20 protein-coding genes are annotated in these 21,390 nt (G+C 64.0%); 12 read left to right on the forward strand and 8 right to left on the reverse strand.

The window, feature by feature from the left end; translation table 11 throughout:
• The gene (locus AC2FMD_RS08340; protein WP_496682398.1) at positions 1-666 is read left to right on the forward strand and encodes a D-lyxose/D-mannose family sugar isomerase; all 666 of its coding nucleotides are present in this window, start codon (positions 1-3) and stop codon (positions 664-666) included.
• 40 nt (positions 667-706) lie between these two features.
• On the opposite strand, the gene AC2FMD_RS08345 is transcribed toward AC2FMD_RS08340, so the two are convergent.
• Both AC2FMD_RS08345 and AC2FMD_RS08350 read right to left on the reverse strand, forming a co-directional pair.
• Positions 707-1,216: a cation efflux transmembrane domain-containing protein gene (locus AC2FMD_RS08345; protein ID WP_496794913.1), complete on the reverse strand. Its 510-nt coding sequence runs from the start codon at positions 1,214-1,216 to the stop codon at positions 707-709.
• A gap of 90 nt (positions 1,217-1,306) precedes the next feature.
• The gene (locus AC2FMD_RS08350; RefSeq protein WP_496794914.1) at positions 1,307-2,932 is read right to left on the reverse strand and encodes a GMC family oxidoreductase; all 1,626 of its coding nucleotides are present in this window, start codon (positions 2,930-2,932) and stop codon (positions 1,307-1,309) included.
• A gap of 161 nt (positions 2,933-3,093) precedes the next feature.
• Here AC2FMD_RS08350 and AC2FMD_RS08355 point away from each other — a divergent pair, with 161 nt between their 5' ends.
• A complete protein-coding gene (locus AC2FMD_RS08355) occupies positions 3,094-4,644 on the forward strand; it encodes a trimethylamine methyltransferase family protein (protein ID WP_496742666.1) in 1,551 nt (516 codons plus the stop codon).
• A 42-nt stretch (positions 4,645-4,686) separates the two neighbouring features.
• On the opposite strand, the gene AC2FMD_RS08360 is transcribed toward AC2FMD_RS08355, so the two are convergent.
• From AC2FMD_RS08360 to AC2FMD_RS08375, 4 genes are all read right to left on the reverse strand, one after another.
• The gene (locus AC2FMD_RS08360; RefSeq protein WP_496794915.1) at positions 4,687-6,027 is read right to left on the reverse strand and encodes an NAD(P)/FAD-dependent oxidoreductase; all 1,341 of its coding nucleotides are present in this window, start codon (positions 6,025-6,027) and stop codon (positions 4,687-4,689) included.
• Positions 6,024-7,520 carry an aldehyde dehydrogenase gene (locus AC2FMD_RS08365; protein ID WP_496742664.1) on the reverse strand — a complete coding sequence of 499 codons (1,497 nt, stop codon included), beginning with the start codon at positions 7,518-7,520 and terminating at the stop codon, positions 6,024-6,026. Before AC2FMD_RS08365 ends, AC2FMD_RS08360 begins: the two co-directional genes overlap by 4 nt.
• 3 nt (positions 7,521-7,523) lie before the next feature.
• Entirely contained in the window at positions 7,524-8,441 is a 918-nt protein-coding gene (locus AC2FMD_RS08370) for a dihydrodipicolinate synthase family protein (protein WP_496742663.1), read from the reverse strand.
• 217 nt (positions 8,442-8,658) lie between these two features.
• Complete coding sequence (locus tag AC2FMD_RS08375) at positions 8,659-8,853, reverse strand: hypothetical protein (protein ID WP_496711763.1); 195 nt, start codon at positions 8,851-8,853, stop codon at positions 8,659-8,661.
• Positions 8,854-8,859: 6 nt separating this feature from the next.
• Between AC2FMD_RS08375 and AC2FMD_RS08380 the strand changes: the two genes are divergently transcribed.
• From AC2FMD_RS08380 to AC2FMD_RS08425, 10 genes are all read left to right on the forward strand, one after another.
• Positions 8,860-9,384, forward strand: a complete 525-nt coding sequence (locus tag AC2FMD_RS08380) for an FAD:protein FMN transferase (protein WP_496711764.1) — start codon at positions 8,860-8,862, stop codon at positions 9,382-9,384.
• Positions 9,350-9,523: a hypothetical protein gene (locus AC2FMD_RS08385; RefSeq protein WP_496711765.1), complete on the forward strand. Its 174-nt coding sequence runs from the start codon at positions 9,350-9,352 to the stop codon at positions 9,521-9,523. Before AC2FMD_RS08380 ends, AC2FMD_RS08385 begins: the two co-directional genes overlap by 35 nt.
• Positions 9,524-9,634: 111 nt before the next feature.
• On the forward strand, positions 9,635-10,666 hold the full coding sequence (locus AC2FMD_RS08390; RefSeq protein ID WP_496742662.1) for a LacI family DNA-binding transcriptional regulator: 1,032 nt from the start codon (positions 9,635-9,637) through the stop codon (positions 10,664-10,666).
• A gap of 97 nt (positions 10,667-10,763) precedes the next feature.
• Entirely contained in the window at positions 10,764-12,065 is a 1,302-nt protein-coding gene (locus AC2FMD_RS08395) for an ABC transporter substrate-binding protein (RefSeq protein WP_496682424.1), read from the forward strand.
• A 107-nt stretch (positions 12,066-12,172) separates the two neighbouring features.
• On the forward strand, positions 12,173-13,039 hold the full coding sequence (locus AC2FMD_RS08400) for a carbohydrate ABC transporter permease (protein WP_149775359.1): 867 nt from the start codon (positions 12,173-12,175) through the stop codon (positions 13,037-13,039).
• 13 nt (positions 13,040-13,052) lie between these two features.
• Complete coding sequence (locus AC2FMD_RS08405; protein ID WP_093963212.1) at positions 13,053-13,883, forward strand: carbohydrate ABC transporter permease; 831 nt, start codon at positions 13,053-13,055, stop codon at positions 13,881-13,883.
• 10 nt (positions 13,884-13,893) lie between these two features.
• Positions 13,894-14,898, forward strand: coding sequence for an ABC transporter ATP-binding protein (locus AC2FMD_RS08410; RefSeq protein WP_480727771.1), 1,005 nt, complete (start codon positions 13,894-13,896; stop codon positions 14,896-14,898).
• Positions 14,895-15,668: an L-iditol 2-dehydrogenase gene (locus tag AC2FMD_RS08415; protein WP_496742661.1), complete on the forward strand. Its 774-nt coding sequence runs from the start codon at positions 14,895-14,897 to the stop codon at positions 15,666-15,668. The genes AC2FMD_RS08410 and AC2FMD_RS08415 overlap by 4 nt, the downstream gene beginning before the upstream one ends.
• Positions 15,668-17,164: a mannitol dehydrogenase family protein gene (locus AC2FMD_RS08420; protein ID WP_496794916.1), complete on the forward strand. Its 1,497-nt coding sequence runs from the start codon at positions 15,668-15,670 to the stop codon at positions 17,162-17,164. Before AC2FMD_RS08415 ends, AC2FMD_RS08420 begins: the two co-directional genes overlap by 1 nt.
• Before the next feature lie 148 nt (positions 17,165-17,312).
• A complete protein-coding gene (locus tag AC2FMD_RS08425; RefSeq protein WP_496742659.1) occupies positions 17,313-18,446 on the forward strand; it encodes a peptidoglycan-binding domain-containing protein in 1,134 nt (377 codons plus the stop codon).
• Positions 18,447-18,483: 37 nt separating this feature from the next.
• Here the strand turns inward: AC2FMD_RS08425 and AC2FMD_RS08430 are convergent, their stop codons facing one another.
• Together AC2FMD_RS08430 and AC2FMD_RS08435 are read right to left on the reverse strand one after the other, a co-directional pair.
• Entirely contained in the window at positions 18,484-19,821 is a 1,338-nt protein-coding gene (locus AC2FMD_RS08430) for a hypothetical protein (RefSeq protein WP_496742658.1), read from the reverse strand.
• 52 nt (positions 19,822-19,873) lie between these two features.
• Complete coding sequence (locus AC2FMD_RS08435; protein ID WP_496684498.1) at positions 19,874-21,346, reverse strand: phosphatase PAP2 family protein; 1,473 nt, start codon at positions 21,344-21,346, stop codon at positions 19,874-19,876.
• Between the last annotated feature and the right edge of the window lie 44 nt (positions 21,347-21,390).

Here is a 21,390-nt window from a genome sequence, read left to right on the forward strand (position 1 = left end):
ATGAAACGATCCGAGATCAACCGCATCAAGGCAGAGGCACAGGACTTCATCAATTCGTTCGGCTTTGCCCTGCCGCCTTTTGCCGACTGGACGCCCGAGCAGATGCGCAGCCCGCAGGCCGCCGGCATCCGCGCCCGCGGCCTTGGCTGGGACATCACCGATTACGGCCAGGGCAAGTTCGACGAGCTGGGCCTGTTCCTGTTCACCCTGCGCAATGGCGACGAAAAGGACCTGAGCGCAGGACGGGGCATGCTCTATGCCGAGAAGCTTTTGATTTCGCGTGACAAACAGCTGTCGCCGATGCATCGCCACATCGTCAAGGCCGAGGACATCATCAACCGCGGCGGCGGCGATCTGGTGATGGAGATCTACGCCTCGGCCCCCGATGGCAGCATCGACCGCGACACCCCTGTTACCGTACCCAGCGACGCCTGCCCGGTGACCATCCAGCCGGGCGAGCATCTGCGCCTGAAGCCGGGCGAAAGCGTCACGCTGATGCCCGGCATCTGGCACGCCTTCTGGGCGGAAAAGGGCGATTGTCTGATCGGCGAGGTCTCGACCGTCAATGACGACCGCACCGACAACGTGTTCGAACAGCCCATCCCGCGCTTTGCCACGATCGAGGAAGACACCGCGCCCGAATTCCTGCTGGTCGCCGATTACTGAGCGCGCGGGGCCGGGCCAAGGTGCGGGTCAGAGGCCAATGTCAACGCAACCCGGCCCCAAGGCTCAGCACTCCGTCGACCATCGCGGCCCGGGCCTCGACCCGCAGCAGATCGCTGGTCTTGCAGGTGCGGCGCCAGTTCCAGCGCTGATAGGCGAAGAACGCCAGGCAGATCGCCGCCATCGCCCCGGCATAGATCAGGACCCATTCCAGAACCACCGGCGCGGCTTCGCCCGTCTTGGCATAGGCCAGCAGACGATTCACCGCCGAACCGGCCGCCATCACGATGATCCCGAATAACAACAGGCTGCGGAACATCACGTAGACGGACTCGTCGATCTCGTATCCGAAGGCGCGGTTCTGGTCCGGGGCGCGCCGGATCGGGGCGGCGACCCATCCCGCCACCAGAGCCGTTGCGAAATTGAGCCCCGAGAACAGCCCGTCCAGCAACAGCGCGTCGGAGTTTGCCAGCAACCCGACCGCAACCCCTGCGCCCGCCATGAACAGGCTGGCCCATCTTGCCGCGTTCAGCGACCGGCGTTCAAAAATCAATGTGCCCTGCGTCGGTTCAGCATTTCCGGTTGATGAGGCAGGCGCTCATTTATGTCCGGCGGGCCGGGGCGCATTCCCCATGTTCCTTGATCATGCCCGTCCGCGGATCATGTCGGCAGCCTTTTCCGCGATCATGATCACGGGCGAGGCGGTATTGCCCGAGACGATCTTCGGCATGACCGAGGCATCGATCACCCGCAGCCCCTCCAGCCCCCGAACGCGCAACTGTGGATCGACCACCGCGGCGGCGTCACTGCCCATGCGGCAGGTGCCGACCGGGTGAAAGATCGTGGTGGCGATGTCGCCCACCGCATCGAGCAGACCCTGTTGGTCGTTGATCTCGGGGCCGGGCAGAACCTCTTGCGGATTATAGGGTGCCAGAGCCCGCGCCGCCATCACCTGCCGTGCCTGCTGCACGGATTTGACGGCCACCTGCCGGTCACGCTCGGCCGAGAGGTAATTCAACCTGATCTCGGGCTGGGCCTTCGGATCGGGCGTGGTGATGTGGCAGTGCCCCCGGCTTTCGGGCCGCAGATTGCAGACCGAGACGGTGATCGCGGGAAACGGATGCAGCGGATCGCCCAGCCGGTCGGTAGACAGCGGCTGCACGTGATATTCCAGATCCGGCGTGGCCAGCATCGGGTCGGATTTGGTGAACATGCCGAACTGGCTGGGCGCCATCGCCATCGGACCCGACCGGGTCAGGGCGTATTGCGCTGCGATGCGCGCCTTGCCCCACAGGCTGTTGGCCATGGTGTTCAGAGTTTTGGCGTTCTGCACCTTGAACACGGTGCGGATCTGCAGATGGTCCTGCAGGTTCGCCCCCACGCCCGGGCTTTCATGCTGGACCGCGATTTCATGCGCCGCCAGTACCTGGGGGTCGCCGATCCCCGACAGTTCCAGCAGCTTGGGCGAGTTGATCGACCCCGCCGCCAACAGAACCTCGGCCCTGGCCAAGGCCCGGTATTCGGTGCCGCCACGGGCAAATCGTACGCCGCGCACGGTCTTGCCCTCGAGGATCAGGCCCAGCGTCTCGGCCTCGATCAGGAGCCGCAGGTTGGGCCGTTTCATCGCGGGGCGCAGAAATCCCTTGGCCGTGTTCCAGCGCACGCCGTTCTTCTGGTTGACCTCGAAAAACCCCGAGCCTTCGTTGTTGCCGTCATTGAAATCGGCGCGCGGCTGGATGCCGATCTCGCGCGCGCCATCCTGCACGGCTTTCAGAATCTCCCAGCTCAGCCGCTGTTTCTGAACCTTCCATTCGCCGCCGGCCCGGTGCATTTCGCTATCGCCGGCGTGGTGATCTTCTGATTTCAGGAAATAGGGCAGCACGTCGTCCCAGCCCCAGCCCGCATTGCCCAGTTGCCGCCAATGGTCATAGTCGGCCGCCTGCCCGCGCATGTAGATCATCCCGTTGACCGAGCTGCACCCGCCCAGCACCTTGCCCCGCGGATAGACCAGCGACCGTCCGTTCAGACCCGGCTCGGGCGCGGTTTTCATCATCCAGTCGGTGCGCGGATTGCCGATGCAGTACAGATACCCCACCGGGATGTGGACCCAATGGTAATTGTCCGACTTGCCCGCCTCGAGCAGCAGAACCCGTGTTTTGGGGTCCTCGGTCAGCCGGTTGGCCAGCACGCAGCCCGCGGTACCCGCGCCTATGATGATATAGTCGTATTCACCCTCAAGCCGGGCGGTTTCCGATGTGGCGGAATTCATTCTCGGTCTGCTCTGTGCATTGTTCCTGATCCTGCGGAGCGCAGCTTAGCAGCTGTTGCGGGCAATGCACGGGCTCGATGTCGCATTCCGCAATAGTATTTCGCAATCCGGCAGGTCGCGCCCCCGGTTGATGGTCAGACTGGTATCAAAGGAGGCCCAGAATGACCCAGACCGCAACCCGCGTCCGCAACGGAGGCCGCGCCGCCCGCCGCGCCCTGCGCACCGCACCCAGCTTTGACATGTTGCCGGGCCTGACCCGCAACATCCCGCTGTGCGAAGTGATGGACGGGTCACAGGTCGAGCGGATCGACGCGGCGTCGATGGATATCCTCGAAAACGTGGGCGTGCAGTTCCGCGACCCGATCGCGCTGGCCGACTGGAAGGCGGCTGGTGCCAAAGTCGACGGCGAGCGGGTGTATCTTGATCGCGGGCTGGTCCGCGAATTGATCGCGACGATCCCCTTGGATTTCACCTATCACGCCCGCGACCCGCGCAAGAATGTGCGGCTGGGCGGACCGCACGCGATCTTCGTGCCGATGACCGGGGCGCCCTTCCTGCGGGATCTGGATGACGTGCGGCGAAACCCGACGCTGGACGATCTGGCGATGTTCCACAAGCTCAGCCACATGCTGCCGGCGCTGCATTCCTCGGCCCACCACATCGTCGAGCCCTATGACCACCCGATCAGTCAGCGCCATCTGCGCATCACCTATTCGTCGATGAAATATTCCGACAAGACCTTCATGGGCATGACCACCTCGCCCAAGAACGCCGAAGACGTGATGGAGATGTGCACCATCCTGTTCGGCGAGGAGTTCATGGAGGATCACCCCGTCACCACCGGCAATTGCAACGGCAACTCGCCGCTGGTCTGGGACGAGACCATGCTGGGGGCGATGCGCGCCTTCTGTCGCCGCAATCAACCGGTGCTGTGCTCGCCCTTCGTGCTGGGCGGGGCAAACACGCCCGCCAGCGTGCCCGCCACCGTCGCCCAGTTGAACGCCGAGGCGCTGAGCGCGCTGGCCTACACGCAGGTGATCCGGCGCGGCTGTCCGGCGATCTACGGCCATTACCTGTCGACCGTCAGCATGAAATCCGGCGCGCCGATGGCGGGCACACCCGAAATCAGCCTGATGAACTTCATGATCGGCCAGATGGCGCGGCATTACGGCGTGCCGTGGCGCAGCTCGAACACGCTGGGCGGGGCCAAGACATTCGATGCGCAGGCGGGGTACGAATCCGCGACCACGCTGTCTGCGGTGATCCATGCCGGGGCAAACTACATCTGGCATTCGGCGGGCTGGAACGAGGCCGGGATGCATTGTTCCGTCGCAAAGTTCTTAGTGGATGCCGAACAATGCGCCATGGCCCATCGCATGGCCGAGGGGCCGAAATGGGACGATTTCGATCAGGCCGTCGCGGCGGTGTCGGATATCGGCCCGGGCGGGCACTACCTGGGCCACCCGCACACGCAGGAGAACTTCCAGGAGGCGTTCTTCATGCCCGAACTGTTCGACAACAACTCGATCGAGCAATGGGTGGCCGAGGGCGAGGTCGAGATCACCGAGCGCGCCCTGAACCACGCCCGCAAGCTGCTGGCCGAGTATCAAGAGCCCCGGCTGGACCCGGCCATCGACGAGGCGCTACGCGATTACATTGCCCGGCGCGAGCGGGAAATTCCCGCCGCCGACGAATTGAACCAGCATTATTAGGAAACACACCACGTGCCCGCCTGCCTGTCAGGCGGGCCTTTTTCATTCGTCGCGCGCGCGCCATTCCTTCCAGCGCAGCACCATGTTGGCCCCGATCTCAGACAACGGCCGGGGCGGCAGGCGTCTGGGCCGATCCTCGGCTCCGAAATGCTCGCTGATCCCGGACCGCACGGCGCAGGCCATTTCGGCCGCGGCGATCCCGGTCAATGTGCCGCGCGCGGTGCCCAACCCGTTCTGGACGCAGGCTGAATAAACGCCGGTCTCGATCTCGCGGGTGACCGAGACTCCGTTCAGGCTCAGGCACAGATGACCGGCCCATTCGTACTCCATCGCGATGCCGCGCAACGGCGGGAAGCGCCGGTCGAATTTGCGCCGCATCACCGCAGCCGCGCGCCGCAGGTCCGATGCCCGCGCCTCCATGCCCGGACGCAGCACCGCACAGGTGCGGGCAATGATCCGGTTGCCACCCTGCCCGGTGTCGATCCGGCGCATGGTGGTGCCCATCGGATCGGACGGGGTCACGCCCCAGCGCGGCTGACCACCCAGCCGGGCCAGTGCATCAGCGTCCAGTTCTCGCGTCATCGCCGCGAACAGAAACAGCTGCATCAGACGACCACGTTCGACACCGAAACTTTCCAGGTGACCGTTCACCGACAGGATCAGCCGGCCGGTCGAGACCTGCCCGCGCGCGGTCTGCACGCGCCAGCCCGCCCCGTCGCGCTGGAACCCAGTGACCGCGCCGTGTTCAAAAATCTGCACCCCATCGGCCGCCAGCCCCGCCGCCAAACCGCGCACATAGCCCGCCGGCTGCAGCATGACCGTGCCCGGCGTAAACAACCCCGATACATAGTGCCCGGACCCGGTGAGTTCCTGCATCTGATGCCGGTCCAGCATCTCGGACCGCTCGCCGAGGCTGTCCAGATAGCGGGCATAGCTTTGGTTGTGCGCATGTCCCGCCGGGCTGGCCGCGCCGTTCACTTTGCCCGCTGGATCGAAATAGTTGGGGTCGATGCCGTACTCCTCGACCGCCGCGTGAGCGAAAGCGATTGCCTGCCGGTTCAACCCGATCATCGCCCGGTCATCGCCCGCCCCGGCATAGTCGTCCGAGGCCAGATCATGCGGCAGATCGATCATGAAGCCCGAGTTGCGCCCCGCCGCGCCTTCCGCCACGCGCCCGGCTTCAAGCACCACGATCCGCGCATCGGGCACCAGCTGCCACAGACGCCGCGCCGCAGACAGGCCGGCAAAGCCTGCGCCCACGATGGTGAAATCTGCGGTGATATTGCCCGAAAGCTGCCGCGCGGGAGGTTGCGGGCCCAGCAGGGCATTCCACGCCGCCGGGCCGCGCTGCACCGGCAGGCGGCAAGCGGTGAACCGCGTCAATCCACCGCCTCGTCGGCATCATCCGACAGGTCGATCCACAGCGTCTTCAGCTGCGAGTACTGGTCATGCGCGTGCAGCCCGTTGTCCCGACCGCCAAAACCCGACTGCTTGTAGCCGCCGAACGGGGTCGAGATGTCGCCCTCGCCAAAACTGTTCACCGTCACGGTCCCGGCCCGGATCGCGCGGGCGCCGCGCAGCGCGCGCTTGGCGTTGGCGGTGAACAGCGACGCGCAGAGCCCATATGGCGTGTCATTGGCCATCGCGATGGCCTCGTCGAACCCCGCGACCTCGATCACCGACAGAACGGGCCCAAAGATTTCCTCGCGCGCCAGCGGCGCGTCATTGTCCGGCAGCTCGACCACGGTTGCCTCGACGAACCCTTTTTCAGCCTTGCCGCCCAGAAGGACTGAAGGCGCCTTGTCCAGATAGCCGCAGACCTTGTTGAAATGGTCTTTGCTGACCAGCGCGCCCAGCCGGGTTGCAGGGTCCAGCGGATCGCCCACAGTCCACTGGCGGGCGTGGTGGGCGATGCGCTCCAGTAGGTCGGCCTTGACCGCGCGGTGCACGATCAGGCGCGACGTGGCCGAGCAATTCTCGCCCATGTTCCAGAACGCCCCGTTCACCACATGGGCGGCAACCCGATCGAGGTTCTCGGCATCCTCCATGACGATGGCCGGGTTCTTGCCGCCCATTTCCAACACCACCTCCTTGGCGTTGCTTTCGGCCGCATAGGACAGGAATTTCTTGCCCGTCACGGTCGAACCAGTGAAGGACACCATGTCGATATCCATGTGCCGCCCGATGGGTTCACCCACCTCGGCGCCGCCACCAGGAACCACGTTCAGAACACCGCGCGGCAGCCCGGCCTCGACGGCCAGTTCGGCCAGACGCAGGGCAGTCAGCGGGGTTTCCATCGCCGGCTTCACCACCACCGAGCACCCGGCCGCCAGCGCCGGGCCGATCTTCCACGCCAGCATCAGCAAGGGGAAGTTCCATGGCAGAACCAGCCCCACCACCCCGATCGGTTCGCGCAGGATCATCGCGATGTGGTCGTCGCTGGCAGGCGCGACTTGATCGTAAATCTTGTCAATCGCCTCGGCATGCCATTTCAGGCAGTGGATCGCCTCGGGCACATCCACCGTTTCGCAGTCAAAGATGGTCTTGCCGCTGTCGATGCTTTCCATGACCGCCAGTTCGCGGGCATTACGGGTCATCAGCTTGGCCAGGCGGATCAACACATCCTTGCGCGCCGACGGATGCAGGCGCGACCAGCGGCCGTCATCGAAGGACTCGCGCGCCTTTTCCACGGCCAGGTCCACATCGGCGGCGTCGCAGGCCGCGACCTCGGTCAGCACCGCGCCGGTAGCCGGGTTCACCGTCGGAAACACCGCGCCCGAGATCGCCGGGCGATAGCCACCATCGATGAAGGCACCGGTGGGCAGGTCCAGCCCGGCGGCGATGGATGCGTATTCGTCCCGTGTCAGCAAGCCCATGCCTCAGCCCTCCGCCATGATGTCTGCGATCTTGCGTTTCAGCACGCGGGTCACCTGTTCCAGCGCGCGCTTGTCATCCTTGTTCAGCCCCTTCAGAGGCGGCCGTACCGCGCCTGCCGGGATGCCGTTCATCGTGACCCCATGCTTGATGGTCTGGATGAACTTGCCGCCCTGTTCGAGCACCCGCATCAACGGCATCAGCGCCGACATGATCCGGCGGCCCTTGGCGAAATCGCCCTGCAGCACGCAGGCCTCATACAGCGCCACATGCTCGCGCGGCAGAAAATTCGACCCACCACAGACCCAGAACGGCGCGCCCCAGGCAAAGAATTCCAGCGCCTGATCGTCCATGCCGCAGCCCAGCTGGATATGCGGATAGTCCCGCGCCAGCATGTGTACGCGGTTGATGTCGCCCGAGCTTTCCTTGATGCCGCAAAAATTGCGGCTGCGCCCCACACGGTCGAGGAACTCGGCCCCCATCATCGTGCCGGTGCGATGCGGATAGTTGTACAGCATCACCGGCAGATCGGCCGCCTTGTCAATGGCCAGCGCATTCAGAGCGTTTTCCCGATCTGTCGGCACCGAATAGGGCGGGCTGGCCAGCAGGATGGCATCGGCCCCAATCTCACGCGCGCCTTGGGCCAACGCGATCGAATCCGGCGTCATCATCGCGCCGGTCCCGACCACCAAAGGCAGCCGACCCTTCAATCGCTGGTGAGTAAAACGCGCCAATTCCAGCCTTTCATCGACGGTCTGGGCATAGTTTTCGCCCGTGGACCCGCCCGAGATCATCCCGTGCACGCCATTCTCGACCAGGTATTCGATCACCTCGGCCAGCGCATCCCAATCGACGCTGAAATCATCCGCATAGGGCGTCACCACCGGGGTATAGATCCCCTGAAATCTGAACACGGGTGTCATCGTCGTCCCTTGTGCATGGCGCTTTTCCGGGACGCTACAATAGAATACAATTTGTGTACAATAAAATCTTGCAGAAAATAAGACGCGCCGAACCGGCGCGCCTTCGGGCCGGGTCGCAACGCAGTGACCTAGCGCGCCCAGTTCTCGGCCGGATCGCTGTCGGAATAGTCGCGCAGCAGCGGAATATCCGAGATTTCCGCGTGGTTGCGGTTGATCTTCACCCCACCGCCTTGAGCCGTGAAAACGCACGGCCCAGGCTGTCGGGCTTCATGCCCAGACGACCGGCGATCAGCATCTTGTCATAGAGCGATTCCACGACGCAGGCGCCCTCGTCGCAGTCACACAGGTTCAAAAGGAACTCGGCCACCCGTTGTGCCCCGGTCTGGACCTTGAGCTGTTCCAGCTGGGACACTAGCGCATGACCCGCCTGTCCCGCCGCTGTTTCCTGACGATCTCGGCCGCCTGTGCGGCCTTGCCGACCGTGGCGCGCGCCGCACCGCTTGCCCGCTGGCGCGGCACCGCTCTAGAGCCGCCCGTCGGCCTGCAATTGGTCGGACTGAGTGACACGCAAGCCGCGCCGATCATTGCCGCGCTCGAGGCCGAACTGGACCGGCTGGAGAACATCTTCAGCCTGTACCGTCCCGACTCGCACCTGCTCCTTAACCGCGACGGCACCCTGCCCGCCCCGGCGCCGGAACTGCTACAGGTGCTGACCCAAAGCGCCGCCCTGTATGACGCGACCGGCAGCGCATTCGACCCGACCGTTCAACCGCTGTGGATGGCGCTGGCCGCCGGCGCACCGGATGCCGAGGTGGAACGGCCGCGGGCGCTGGTCGGCTGGCATGGGGTTTCGGTCTCGGCCCAGGCGATTCGCCTGCCCCATCCGGGCCGCGCGGCGCTGATGCTGAATGGCATCGCGCAGGGCGCAGGGGCTGACCGATGAGCTGGGCGACATGGGCGAAATCGCCGCCATCGACAACCGCGCCGACGGGCTGTCGACCGCGCTGTGCCTGCTGCCTGCGGACCGGATCGCATCGGCTCTGCAACGCTTCCCCGGCGCCCGACTCGAGATGCTGATCTGACCCTAATGGCCGTCCCGAAACTCTGCCGTTGAAATTTGTCGCGCGATAAGAAAAGGTAAAACACCGACAAATTCACAGTGGCGCGGGCCTGGCCCGCGCCAGAGGCAAGGCATGGCACCCAGAAAAATTCGGAACATGGAGGAGTTTGCGGCGGTCAGCGGGATATCGCGCCCGACGGTTTCGAAATATTTCAACGATCCCGACAGCGTCCGGCGGTCGACCCGGGAACGGATCGAACAGGCGCTGGAACGTTTCGACTATCGCCCCAACATCTTTGCCATGAACCAGAACCGCAAGCTGACCAAGAATGTCGGCATTGTGGTGCCCTACCTGGCCGACCCGTTCTTTGCCGAGATCGCCCGTAACATCGAGGAAAAATGCATCGAGGCCGGGTTCCGTCCGACGCTCTACAGCGCCTATGGCGACCCAGTGCAGGAGACTGAGATTCTCGACAGCCTGCGCGCGCTGAAGCCGGCGGGCGTGCTGCTGGCGCCGCTGGGGCGCGACTCCGACCGGTCGTTCATCGAGAAATTCTGCAAGGACATCCCCACCATCCTGTTCGACAGCAACCTGGAAGGCATGGGCGCCGCCTTTGTCGGGTCGGACAACGCGAGCTTCATCGAACAGACCGTCGATTACCTGTGCCGCAGCGGCGAGCCGCCCGCGTTCTTCGAGATGCGGCACCCCGCCAACCCCAACGCCAACAAGCGCCGCATCGCCTATGTCAAGAAGATGGAGAGCCTGGGCTTCGAGCCGCAAGTGATCAAGGTCGACGGTCGCGGCTGGGGATTCGAGGGAATCGGACGCCAAGGCGCATTCAAACTGTTGGAACAGCCTAGCCTGCCCTCGCGCACCATTCTGTGCAGCAATGACCGGCTGGCCATCGGGTTCCTGTCTGCCTGCTATGAAAAGGGCCTGCGGGTCGGGTTGGGCGACGACTGCGACCTGCGCGTCGCGTCGCATGACGACCATCCGTTTTCCAAGTTCACCTGCCCGTCGCTGACCACCGCGGCGCATGACTACAACGCGGTTTCGAATCGCACCGTTGAGACGCTGACGCAACTGGTCGAGGGCGGCGGACGGCTGAGCGCGCGCACCGAAACGCTGTTTCCCGCGCGCCTGATATTGCGGAGTTCGGCCTGATTCTCGACACTATTTTACGCGCGTAAAATTTTAGTTGACGCGCGACAATTAATTCACGATGCTTTCCTTTAGGTAATTCGACACCAGGGAGGAAAGAATGTACCTGAAATCCGTTCTATGGGCGGCAAGTGCCGCGGCGTTGACCGCCGGCGTGGCGTCTGCCGAAACGATCACGATCGCCACCGTCAACAACGGCGACATGATCCGCATGCAGAAATACACCGACAAGTTCACCGAAGCGACCGGCCACGAAGTGGAATGGGTCACGCTGGAAGAAAACGTTCTGCGCCAGCGTGTAACCACCGACATCTCGACTAAGGGCGGCCAGTTCGACATCATGACCATCGGCATGTACGAAACGCCGATCTGGGGCGCGAACGGCTGGCTTGTGCCGCTGGACGGCATGTCGGCAGAATATGACGTGGACGACATCCTGCCCGCGATGCGCGGCGGCCTCAGCCACGACGGCACGCTGTATGCGGCACCGTTCTACGGCGAAAGCTCGATGATCATGTACCGCACCGACCTGATGGAGAAGGCCGGTCTGGAGATGCCCGAGGCGCCGACTTGGCAGTTCATCCGCGAGGCGGCGGCCAAGATGACCGACCGCGAGAACGACATCAACGGCATCTGCCTGCGCGGCAAGGCCGGCTGGGGTGAGGGTGGCGCCTTCATCACCGTGACCGCGAACTCGTTCGGCGCGCGCTGGTTCGACGAAGACTGGAAACCCCAGTTCGATCAGCCCGAGTGGAAAGAGGCGCTGACCTTCTTCGTCGACATGATGAGCGAATCCGGCCCCGCCGGGTATGCTACCAACGGCTTCAACGAGAACCTGTCGTTGTTCCAGCAGGGCAAATGCGGCATGTGGATCGACGCCACCGTTGCGGCGTCTTTTGTGACCAACCCCAACGACTCGACCGTGGCCGACAAGGTTGGCTTTGCGCTGGCGCCGAACTCGGAAGGCGTTGACAAACGCGCCAACTGGTTGTGGGCCTGGGCCCTGGCCATCCCCGCCGGCACCCAGAAAGAGGACGCCGCCAAGCAGTTCATCGAATGGGCCACCTCGAAAGACTATATCGAGCTGGTCGCCGAGAACGAGGGCTGGGCCAACGTTCCGCCGGGTGCGCGCACCTCGCTGTACGAGAACCCCGACTACAAGGACATCCCCTTCGCGCAGATGACGCTGAAGTCGATCCTTGCGGCCGATCCGGAAAACTGCTGCGTCAAGCCGACGCCGTATACCGGGATCCAGTTCGTCGCCATCCCCGAATTCGCGGGCATCGCCACCCAGGTGAGCCAGGAATTCTCGGCGGTCTATGCCGGACAGCAGTCGGTTGACGAAGCTCTGGCCAAGGCGCAGGCCTTCACGGCCGAAGAAATGGAAGCCGCAGGGTACTGAGGCCTCCTCCCGGCGGGTGGGCAGGTTTCTGTCCCCCGCTCTCCCCCTTCCACAACCCGTGTTAGTCTCGCAGGCAACAAGCCGCCTGAACAGAGAGGTCTTGCGTCATGGCAACTCAACACTCCCGATCCGTCGCACGCCTGATGATGGCCCCCGCCGTGGTTCTGTTGCTGGGCTGGATGCTGGTTCCGCTGACGATGACGCTGTATTTTTCCTTCAAGAAATACCTGCCGCTGCGCGGCGGCGACCTGGGTTGGGTGGGGTTCGACAACTACGTCCGCTTCGTGACTTCAAGTTCATTCTGGCCCGCCGTTCAAGCGACGCTCGTGATCGTGGGTGGCGTGCTGGCCATTACCGTAGTTCTGGGCATCCTGCTGGCTCTGCTGCTGGATCAGCCGATGTGGGGTCAGGGCGTCGTGCGCATTTTGGTAATCGCCCCGTTTTTCGTGATGCCCACCGTTTCGGCGCTGGTATGGAAGAACATGTTCATGGACCCGGTCAACGGCCTGTTCGCCCATCTGTGGCGGTTCTTCGGGGCCGAGCCGATCTCGTGGCTGTCCGAGGCGTCGATGCCATCGATCGTCATGATCGTGTCCTGGCAATGGCTGCCCTTTGCCACCCTGATCCTGCTGACCGCGATCCAGTCGCTGGACAGCGAACAGCTGGAGGCCGCCGAAATGGATGGTGCGCCGCCGCTGAAACGCTTCTTTTTCATCATACTGCCGCATCTGAGCCGCGCGATCACGATCGTCATCCTCATCCAGACGATCTTCCTTCTGTCGATCTTCGCCGAGATCTTCGTGACCACCGGCGGTGCCTTCGGCACCCGCACCCTGACCTATCTGATCTACCAGCGTGTGCTGGAAAGCCAGAATGTCGGGCTGGGCTCGGCCGGCGGGGTCTATGCCATCATCCTTGCCAATATCGTCGCCATCTTCCTGATGCGCATCGTCGGCAAAAACCTGGACGCGTGAGGAGGACGACGACATGGCCCGTACCGTCACCACACAACGCAAGCTGATCAACACCGCCTTTGCCTGGGCTGTCGGCCTGCTGATCTTCTTCCCGATCCTCTGGACGATCCTGACCAGCTTCAAGACCGAGGCCCAGGCCATCGCCAGCCCGCCGATCTTTCTGAACTTCGACTGGACGCTGGAAAACTACGCGGTGGTTCAGGAACGCTCGAACTACACGCGGTTTTTGTGGAACTCGATCATCATCGCGGGCGGGTCCACCCTGCTGGGCGTGATCGTCGCGGTTCCCGCCGCCTGGGCCATGGCCTTCGTGCCCTCGGCGCGCACCAAGGACATTCTGCTGTGGATGCTGTCCACCAAGATGCTGCCGGCGGTGGGGGTGCTGTACCCGATCTACCTGCTTTTCATCCAACTGGGCCTGCTGGACAGCCGCGCCGGCTTGGTGGTGGTGCTGATGCTGATCAACCTGCCGATCATCGTCTGGATGCTATACACCTATTTCCGCGAAATCCCCGGCGACATCCTGGAAGCCGCGCGCATGGACGGCGCCACGCTGAAAGAGGAAATCCTTTACATCCTGACGCCGATGGCGGTGCCGGGCATCGCCTCGACCGTGCTGCTGAACTTCATCCTGGCCTGGAACGAAGCGTTCTGGACCCTGAACCTGACCGCCGTCGACGCGGCCCCGCTGACCGCGTTCATCGCCAGCTATTCCAGCCCCGAGGGCCTGTTTTTCGCCAAGCTCAGCGCGGCATCGACCATGGCCATCGCCCCGATCCTGATCCTTGGGTGGTTCAGTCAGAAACAACTGGTCCGCGGCCTGACCTTCGGCGCCGTGAAGTAAGGAAAGACACATGGGACGCATCGTACTTGAGAAAGTCAGCAAGAGCTTTGGCGACGTGGAAGTCATTCCGCCGCTGGATCTGGAAATCAACGACGGCGAATTCGTGGTGTTCGTGGGCCCCTCGGGCTGCGGGAAATCCACCCTGCTGCGCCTGATCGCGGGGCTGGAGGACGTCAGCGGCGGCCGCATCCTGATCGACGATCAGGACGCCACCGCGGTGCCGCCGGCCAAGCGGGGCCTGGCCATGGTGTTCCAGTCCTATGCGCTGTATCCGCACATGACCGTGCGCAAGAACATCGCCTTTCCGCTGCGCATGGCTGGGCTGGACAAGGCCGAGCAGGACCGCCGCGTGGAACAGGCGGCCGAGGTGCTGAACCTGACGGACTATCTGGACCGCCGCCCCGGCCAGTTGTCGGGCGGCCAGCGCCAGCGGGTCGCCATCGGCCGCGCCATTGTGCGCGAACCGGCGGCGTTCCTGTTCGACGAACCGCTGTCGAACCTGGACGCAGCGCTGCGCGTGGGCATGCGGCTGGAGATATCCGAGCTGCACAACCGGCTGGAAACCACGATGATCTACGTCACTCATGACCAGGTCGAGGCCATGACCATGGCCGACAAGATCGTGGTCCTGCAGGCGGGGGTGATCGAACAGGTGGGCTCGCCGCTCGAACTGTACCGCGCGCCGCGCAACAAGTTCGTGGCCGGCTTCATCGGCTCGCCCAAGATGAATTTCATCGAAGGCCCCGAGGCCGAAAAGCATGGCGCCCACACGATCGGGGTACGCCCCGAACACATTGCCGCCTCACCCAGCGAGGGCCTGTGGAAGGGCACGGTCGGGGTGTCCGAACATTTGGGCTCGGACACGTTCTTTCACGTGCATGTGGACGGCTTCGCCGAGCCGATGACCGTGCGCGCCGGCGGCGAGGTCGGCCTGCGCCACGGCGACACGATCCATCTGACGCCGGAGGAGGACAAGATCCACCGGTTCGACGCGGCGGGGCTACGGATCGCATGAACCGGCTGGTTGGAAAACGGGCCCTGATCACCGGGGCGGCGCGGGGTATCGGGCTCGCCTTTGCCCGCGCCTATGCCGCCGAGGGCGCGCAGGTGGCGCTGGCCGATATCGACGTGCCGCAGGCGCGCAAGGCCGCGCGGGAAATCGGGCCTCAGGCGATTGCGGTCGAAATGGATGTCTCGCAGCAGGATAGCATCGAGGCGGGCGTGGCCGACGCCGTGGCGCGGATGGGCGGGATCGACATCCTGATCAACAACGCCGCGATCTTCACCGCTGCCCCGATCGTGGAAATCACCCGCGCGGATTACCAGCGCGTGTTCGACATCAACGTCGCCGGTACCCTGTTCACCTTGCAGGCGGTCGCGCGACACATGATCGACCAGGGCACCGGCGGCAAGATCATCAACATGGCCAGCCAGGCCGGCCGCCGAGGCGAGCCGCTCGTGGCGGTCTATTGCGCCAGCAAGGCGGCAGTGATCAGCCTGACCCAATCGGCCGGGCTGAACCTGATCCGACACGGGATCAACGTGAATGCCATCGCCCCCGGCGTGGTGGATGGCGAGCACTGGGACGGCGTCGATGCCTTCTTTGCCAAATACGAGGGCAAGGCGCCGGGACAGAAGAAGAAGGAAGTGGGCGAAGCGGTGCCCTTCGGCCGGATGGGCCGGGCCGAGGACCTGACCGGAATGGCGGTGTTTTTGGCCTCGTCCGAGGCCGATTACATCGTGGCCCAGACATACAACGTGGATGGTGGAAATTGGATGAACTGATGGTGGAGCGCCCCGCAGATACCCGACCGGTCCGGTTGTGTCAGACCAATCTGGGCGCGTTGCCCAACAGCGTGCTGCGCCCGGAATACGACCGCGCCGCGCTGACGCCGGGGATCGTGCATATCGGGGTGGGCAATTTTCATCGCGCGCATCAGGCCTGGTACCTGCACCGGCTGATGCAGCAGGGCGCGGCGCAGGATTGGGCCATCATCGGCGCCGGCGTGCGCGCCTATGACGCCGAGATGCGGCGCAAGCTGCTGGCGCAGGACTGTCTCACCACGCTAGTCGAGCTGACCGAAGGCCAGCGCCGCGCCGAGGTGACCGGCGCGATGATCGACTACCTGCCCCCGCAAGAGGACAACGGCCCGCTGATCACGCAGCTGGCCGATCCGGCGATCCGCATCGTGTCGCTGACCGTGACCGAGGGCGGCTATTTCTTGCACCCCGTTACCAAGGGGCTGGACACCGACCACCCCGACATCCGACACGATGCCGCCAATCCTGACCGGCCACGCACCGCCTTCGGCGCAATCGTCGCGGGCCTGCGACGGCGGCGCGATGCGGGCGTCGGTCCGCTGACCGGGCTGAGCTGTGACAACCTGATCGGCAACGGGCAGGTTCTGCGTCAGGCGGTGGTGGGGCTGGCGCGCCTGTCGGACCCGGATCTGGCCGACTGGATCGACACGCAATGTACCTTCCCCAACTCGATGGTCGATTGCATCGTGCCCGCCACGGGTCCGACCGAGCTGGAGCTGGTGCGCGCGCTGGGGATCGACGACGCCGCGCCGGTCACCCATGAAAGCTTCCGCCAATGGGTGATCGAGGATGCCTTCTGCGCCGGGCGGCCGAATTGGGACAAGGTCGGCGCCACCTTTACCGACCGCGTTCATGACTATGAGGTCATGAAACTGCGCATTCTGAACGCGGGCCATCAGGTTCTTGCCAATGTCGGCGAGATCCTGAACCTGGGCACGATCGCGGAGTGCATGGCGCATCCGCTGGTGTCCGGGTTCTTCAGCAAGGTCGAAACCGAGGAAATTGCCCCTTTCGTGCGTCCGGTGCCCGAACGGTCGGTGGCCGAGTACATCACCCTGATCGAAAACCGGTTCCGCAATCCGGCCATCATCGACACCACGCGCCGGGTCGCCTTTGACGGCTCGTCCAGGCATGTAGGATTCGTGCTGCCCTCGATCCGTGACGCCCAGGCAGCCGGCGCCTCGGTCGAGGGGCTGGCGCTGGTCGAGGCGTTCTGGGCCCGCATGTGCGCCGGCACGCGCGAAGACGGGACGCCGATTGACCCCAACGACCCGTTCTGGGACGATCTGGTGGCCGTCGCGACACAAGCGCGTGAAACCCCAACCGCGTGGCTGGAGCAGCGCCAGTACTATGGCGATCTGGCCGATTTCACCGCGTTCCGCGAGGCATTTGCGCGGTGGCTGACCATGATCTGGACCCAAGGCACCACCGAGACCTTGAAAACCTATCTGGCACACTGATCCCGGCATTCTCCCCCGCCTGCGGCCGGTGCACCACGCGGGGGCGAACACCGTTTTGGATATACAAGTGGACCGTCAAGCCTATCCCAAGTATCATTATGGCATTCATTAAAGTCTGTTCGTCACAATGTTGCTTGGGGGCCTGACCATGAAAAACACGCATATTTCCGCAATCGTCGCGGCATCCTTGGCGGTGTCCATGCCCGTTACGGCAGCCGCGGATGCAGGTGACTTCATCGCCGGCGGCATCGTCGGGGCCTTGATCACCAAGGGGATCACCGACAACCAGAAAGCCAAGAAGCAGGCGCAACCACAGCGCAGCTATTCATCCAGCGGGGGTTCGGCGTCCAGCCTGAACAGCCAGTACAGCCGGGCCGAGCGTATCCAGATCCAGACCGCCTTTCGCGATTTGGGATACGATATCGGAACCGTCGACGGCGTGCTGGGCAAGCGCAGCCGGGCGGTGATCCGTCAGTTCCAGGCGTCGCGCGGCGAGGCCCAGACCGGCCAGTTGACCCGGCCGCAATATGCTGCGCTGCTGAGCCAGACCGGGGGCATGAACCCCGCCCTTGCCCGTCGCGATCTGAACCCGACCGAAGTCATGATGTTGCAGGAAGGGCTGCGATCGCTGGGCTATTACGGCGGCGTCATCGACGGGGCCAACGGGCCGGGGACAATCGGCGCGCGCAATGCGTTTCTGGCGCAGTCCGGGACCAGCCCGGCCATGGTGACGCCGGTCCAGGCGCTGGTGATGGCCCGAACCGCCGCGGGCCTGCCCACCCCGCTCTATCTGCAGAACGAAGCCAATGCCCAGACGGCTCCGACACAGCCCTTCGGCACGCAACAGGCCGGGTTCGGGGCGGCCGGTCAGCAACCCACGACGCCTTTTGGCGCCCCGGCAGCTCCGCCACCGGCATCAGGTTTTGCACCGCAGGGCCAGCAGCCCGCGGCAAACCAAGGTCAATACACAGCCGCACCAACCCAACAGCAGCCCGCCACGACCACATTGTTCGGAGCCCCGGCCGCCCAACCCGGGCAGGTCCCAACCCAGCCCGGTCAGGCGCAGCAGCAGAACCTGTTCGCACCGGCGGCCCCGCAGCAACAACAGCCGGCCCCGCAACCCGCGGCTCCGCAGGGCGGCACCCTGTTTGCCAGCGGAACCCCGACGGCCCCTGCGTCACAGCAGGTGACGCAACAGTCCGCGCCCAGCAGTCTGGACATCTATTCGGGAAACCCGCAACCGCAGACCGAGGTGGCAAACCAGGCCACGGCGCTGGACTGAAACGGCCGGGCCGTGCGGAAAAACGGCCCCTGCCCGCTCACTCGCTGGCCGACGGCGTTTCCGGCTCGGCCTGAGCCGAAGCCTGAAGCGGCGTGAATTCTCCGGTTATCGGGAAAGGCTGCGTTTCCGACAGCGTTCCGTCGGCCGAAACCTGCAGCACCATCGCCTGGCCCAGGATGGGGGCGCTGCTGGTGGTGACATTGTTGAAATCGATTTCACCAAACACTGTCAGGAAACGCTGCGCTCCGGGTACATCCGGCAGGCCCTGCACCTGCCCGGTCAACTGCGGCGCGGACATGCGCATGATGAAGCTCGACGCCCCGACCGCAGCCGACCCGGTAATCGTCCGGGTCCCACCCGCAGTGACCCCGGTTCCCGGGCTCTGCGCGACGCCCGTGGCCACCGCACGGAAACCGTCCTGCTGCAGCGTCACCGTGACATCCAGATGCGGAACGTAGGAATAAGCGTTGTATCCTTGCTGCTGCGGGGGCCGCTCGGTCCGTACCGTCAACTGGCTGGCGATATCCAGATAGTTCGGCTGGCTGAGCGTGGGATGCGCATAGGTCTGGACCCGCACAACGGCGGTGTCCGACAACCCGAAAAGCTGGGCATCGGTTGGGATCACCTGCACCCTGTGCGAGCCGTCAGAGGCCGCCAGCACCTGATAGGCCACGATCGAATAGAGCTGCCGGCCGAATTGCTGGAACAAGGTGCGGGCATCGGCGGGGCTGAGTTGCAAGGACTGGACGAAAGGAAATTGCGGTGCCTGCGATTGGCCGGATTCGTCGATGACCGTAAAGTGCCAGGGAAAGGCCCGGACATCGACGTTGGTTCCCTGCAACATCTGGTGGGCGCAGCTTTGGGCGTTGTCCGAACCGATCATGCGATCGAGCCGCTGGCCGATGCTGCGTATGTTCCCGAACGGCAAAGAGCTGGCTTGGAAATCGTATTCGTTTGTCGTCACGCGGTAGCTCACCTCGAAGCGCTGCGGGATGGTCTTGCCGGCGATGATCTGTTGCACCTGCGGTTGAACCTGAAAGGCACGGGTATAGTAGTCCCGGCGTTCGAACTCGTTGGCAAAGGCTTTCCGGCAGTCTTGCCCGATCTGTGTCGATACCAGATAGGACACGAGTCCGACATAGAATTGCTGATCGTTCATCACCGCCGGGTTGGACCGGACATACAGGAACAAAGCCCGCGCATAGGCGTCCTGCATCGACAGGGTCCGGGCCGCCTCGACCAGATCGACGCTGCTGGCGCGCCCTTCGCCGGACGACAGAACCTGCGCAAAAACAGGCTGCGCCCCAAGTTGACCCATCAGCAAGACCGCGCCAGCCAGGCGCCCAAATCTGTGGAAAATACGTGAAATCTTCATGAACTGAATCCTCGTTAATAATCGTCACACGTGGTTTGCGCCTGACCGCAGATCAGCCGGGCCAGGGGGTCGGCCACTCGGTCTTGGCGTTTTCGATCAACGCCAGAAGCGTCGGGCAATGAATGCGGTAATCCGGCCCTCCGGCGTTCGAGACCTGGTTTCTGGGCTTCAGCATCCGGGTCCAAAGACCTGCGGCCAGGTGCCGGCTGGCCTGCGAATCCGTCGGATAGTGCACGCCGATGCGCTCGCGGTTGACCGCGATGCGGTGGGCGATCTGCAACAAGGGCGACTTGATCGGCGCCGTCCCGGCCAAGTCGGCCGACACCGGCTTTTGCAACAGCCCGCCACCCGATGGCGCACCATCGCGCGACACGCCGAACCGCTGGTACAGCCCGGGGATTTCAAGCAGCAGCAGCGCGATCAGATGCGCAAGGAAGGAATGGCCGGACGGAAACGCCGGATGCGCAGGCGGGCCGAACGGAACTGTCAGCCCCGGCCGCAGCACCGAGGGCCGCACCCGTTTGTAATAGGCCTTGTACGACATGTAGGCCACGTTGCCCAAGGCCAGCCCCGCGTCGATCAGCTTCAAGGTGTAAGGGTGATCGAAGGAATTGGCACCGATGAAATGGATGATGTAGTTGGGCAGACCGTCGGCCTGAACATCGGATTCCACCAGATAGCTGCTGCGGTCGTCCTCCATGTAGATCTTTAGGGTTTCCAGCTCGCCCTGAATGAATCGGAACGCGTCCGAGGCATCCGTTTCGTTCTGCGCCACGGTCTTGTTGACATCCACGACATAGCGCCATTCAAGGTCACCCGCTTCCAGATACGGCCCCACCGGATCGAACCCGGGCCGTGGCAGCCATTCCCGCCATTGGCCGGCGAATTCCAGCGCAGCCAGGGTTGCCGGTTCGCTGCGGTCGGCGGCGCGCAACCACTCGGTCAGGTGTTCATCGAAGGGAAGCGCCCAGAACCGCAGGGCTGGATCCCAGTCCTGCGTGGTCCATTCCAGAACCTTGGGATAGTCGATGCCGGCCGGGTCTGCCTGATAGGGATTGATCACATATTCGAGCGGGAACGGCGACACGCCCGCGTTGTCGGGCGTGAAATTAAGCGCCCAAGGCAGCAACGCCAGCTCGATCGGGGTCGCATAATAGCTGCGGACCAGACCGATGCCGCCATCCGCACCGACGGGAATGACCGGGTCTGTTCCAAGCCCCAGCCCGTTGCCCAGGCCCAAACCATTGCCCAGGCCCAGCCCGTTGCCGAGACCGAGGCCAAGCCCCAATCCAAGGCCATTCCCCAATCCAAGGCCATTGCCGAGGCCCAGTCCAAGCCCATTCCCCAACCCAAGACCATTGCCGAGGCCCAATCCCAGTCCCAGACCGTTACCGAGACCCAAACCGTTGCCAAGGCCCAGTCCAAGCCCCAATCCGCGCGATGCGCCGAGACCCAGACCCAGCCCCTGACTTCCAGTGCCAAGCCCGGACGATCGAGCCGAGGCGTTTGTTCCGAAATCCGTCATGTCAATGTCCTCGTTTGAAATGGACCTTGTTCAAAAAGACGCCA

The organism is Ruegeria sp. BHSC276 (assembly GCF_059612945.1).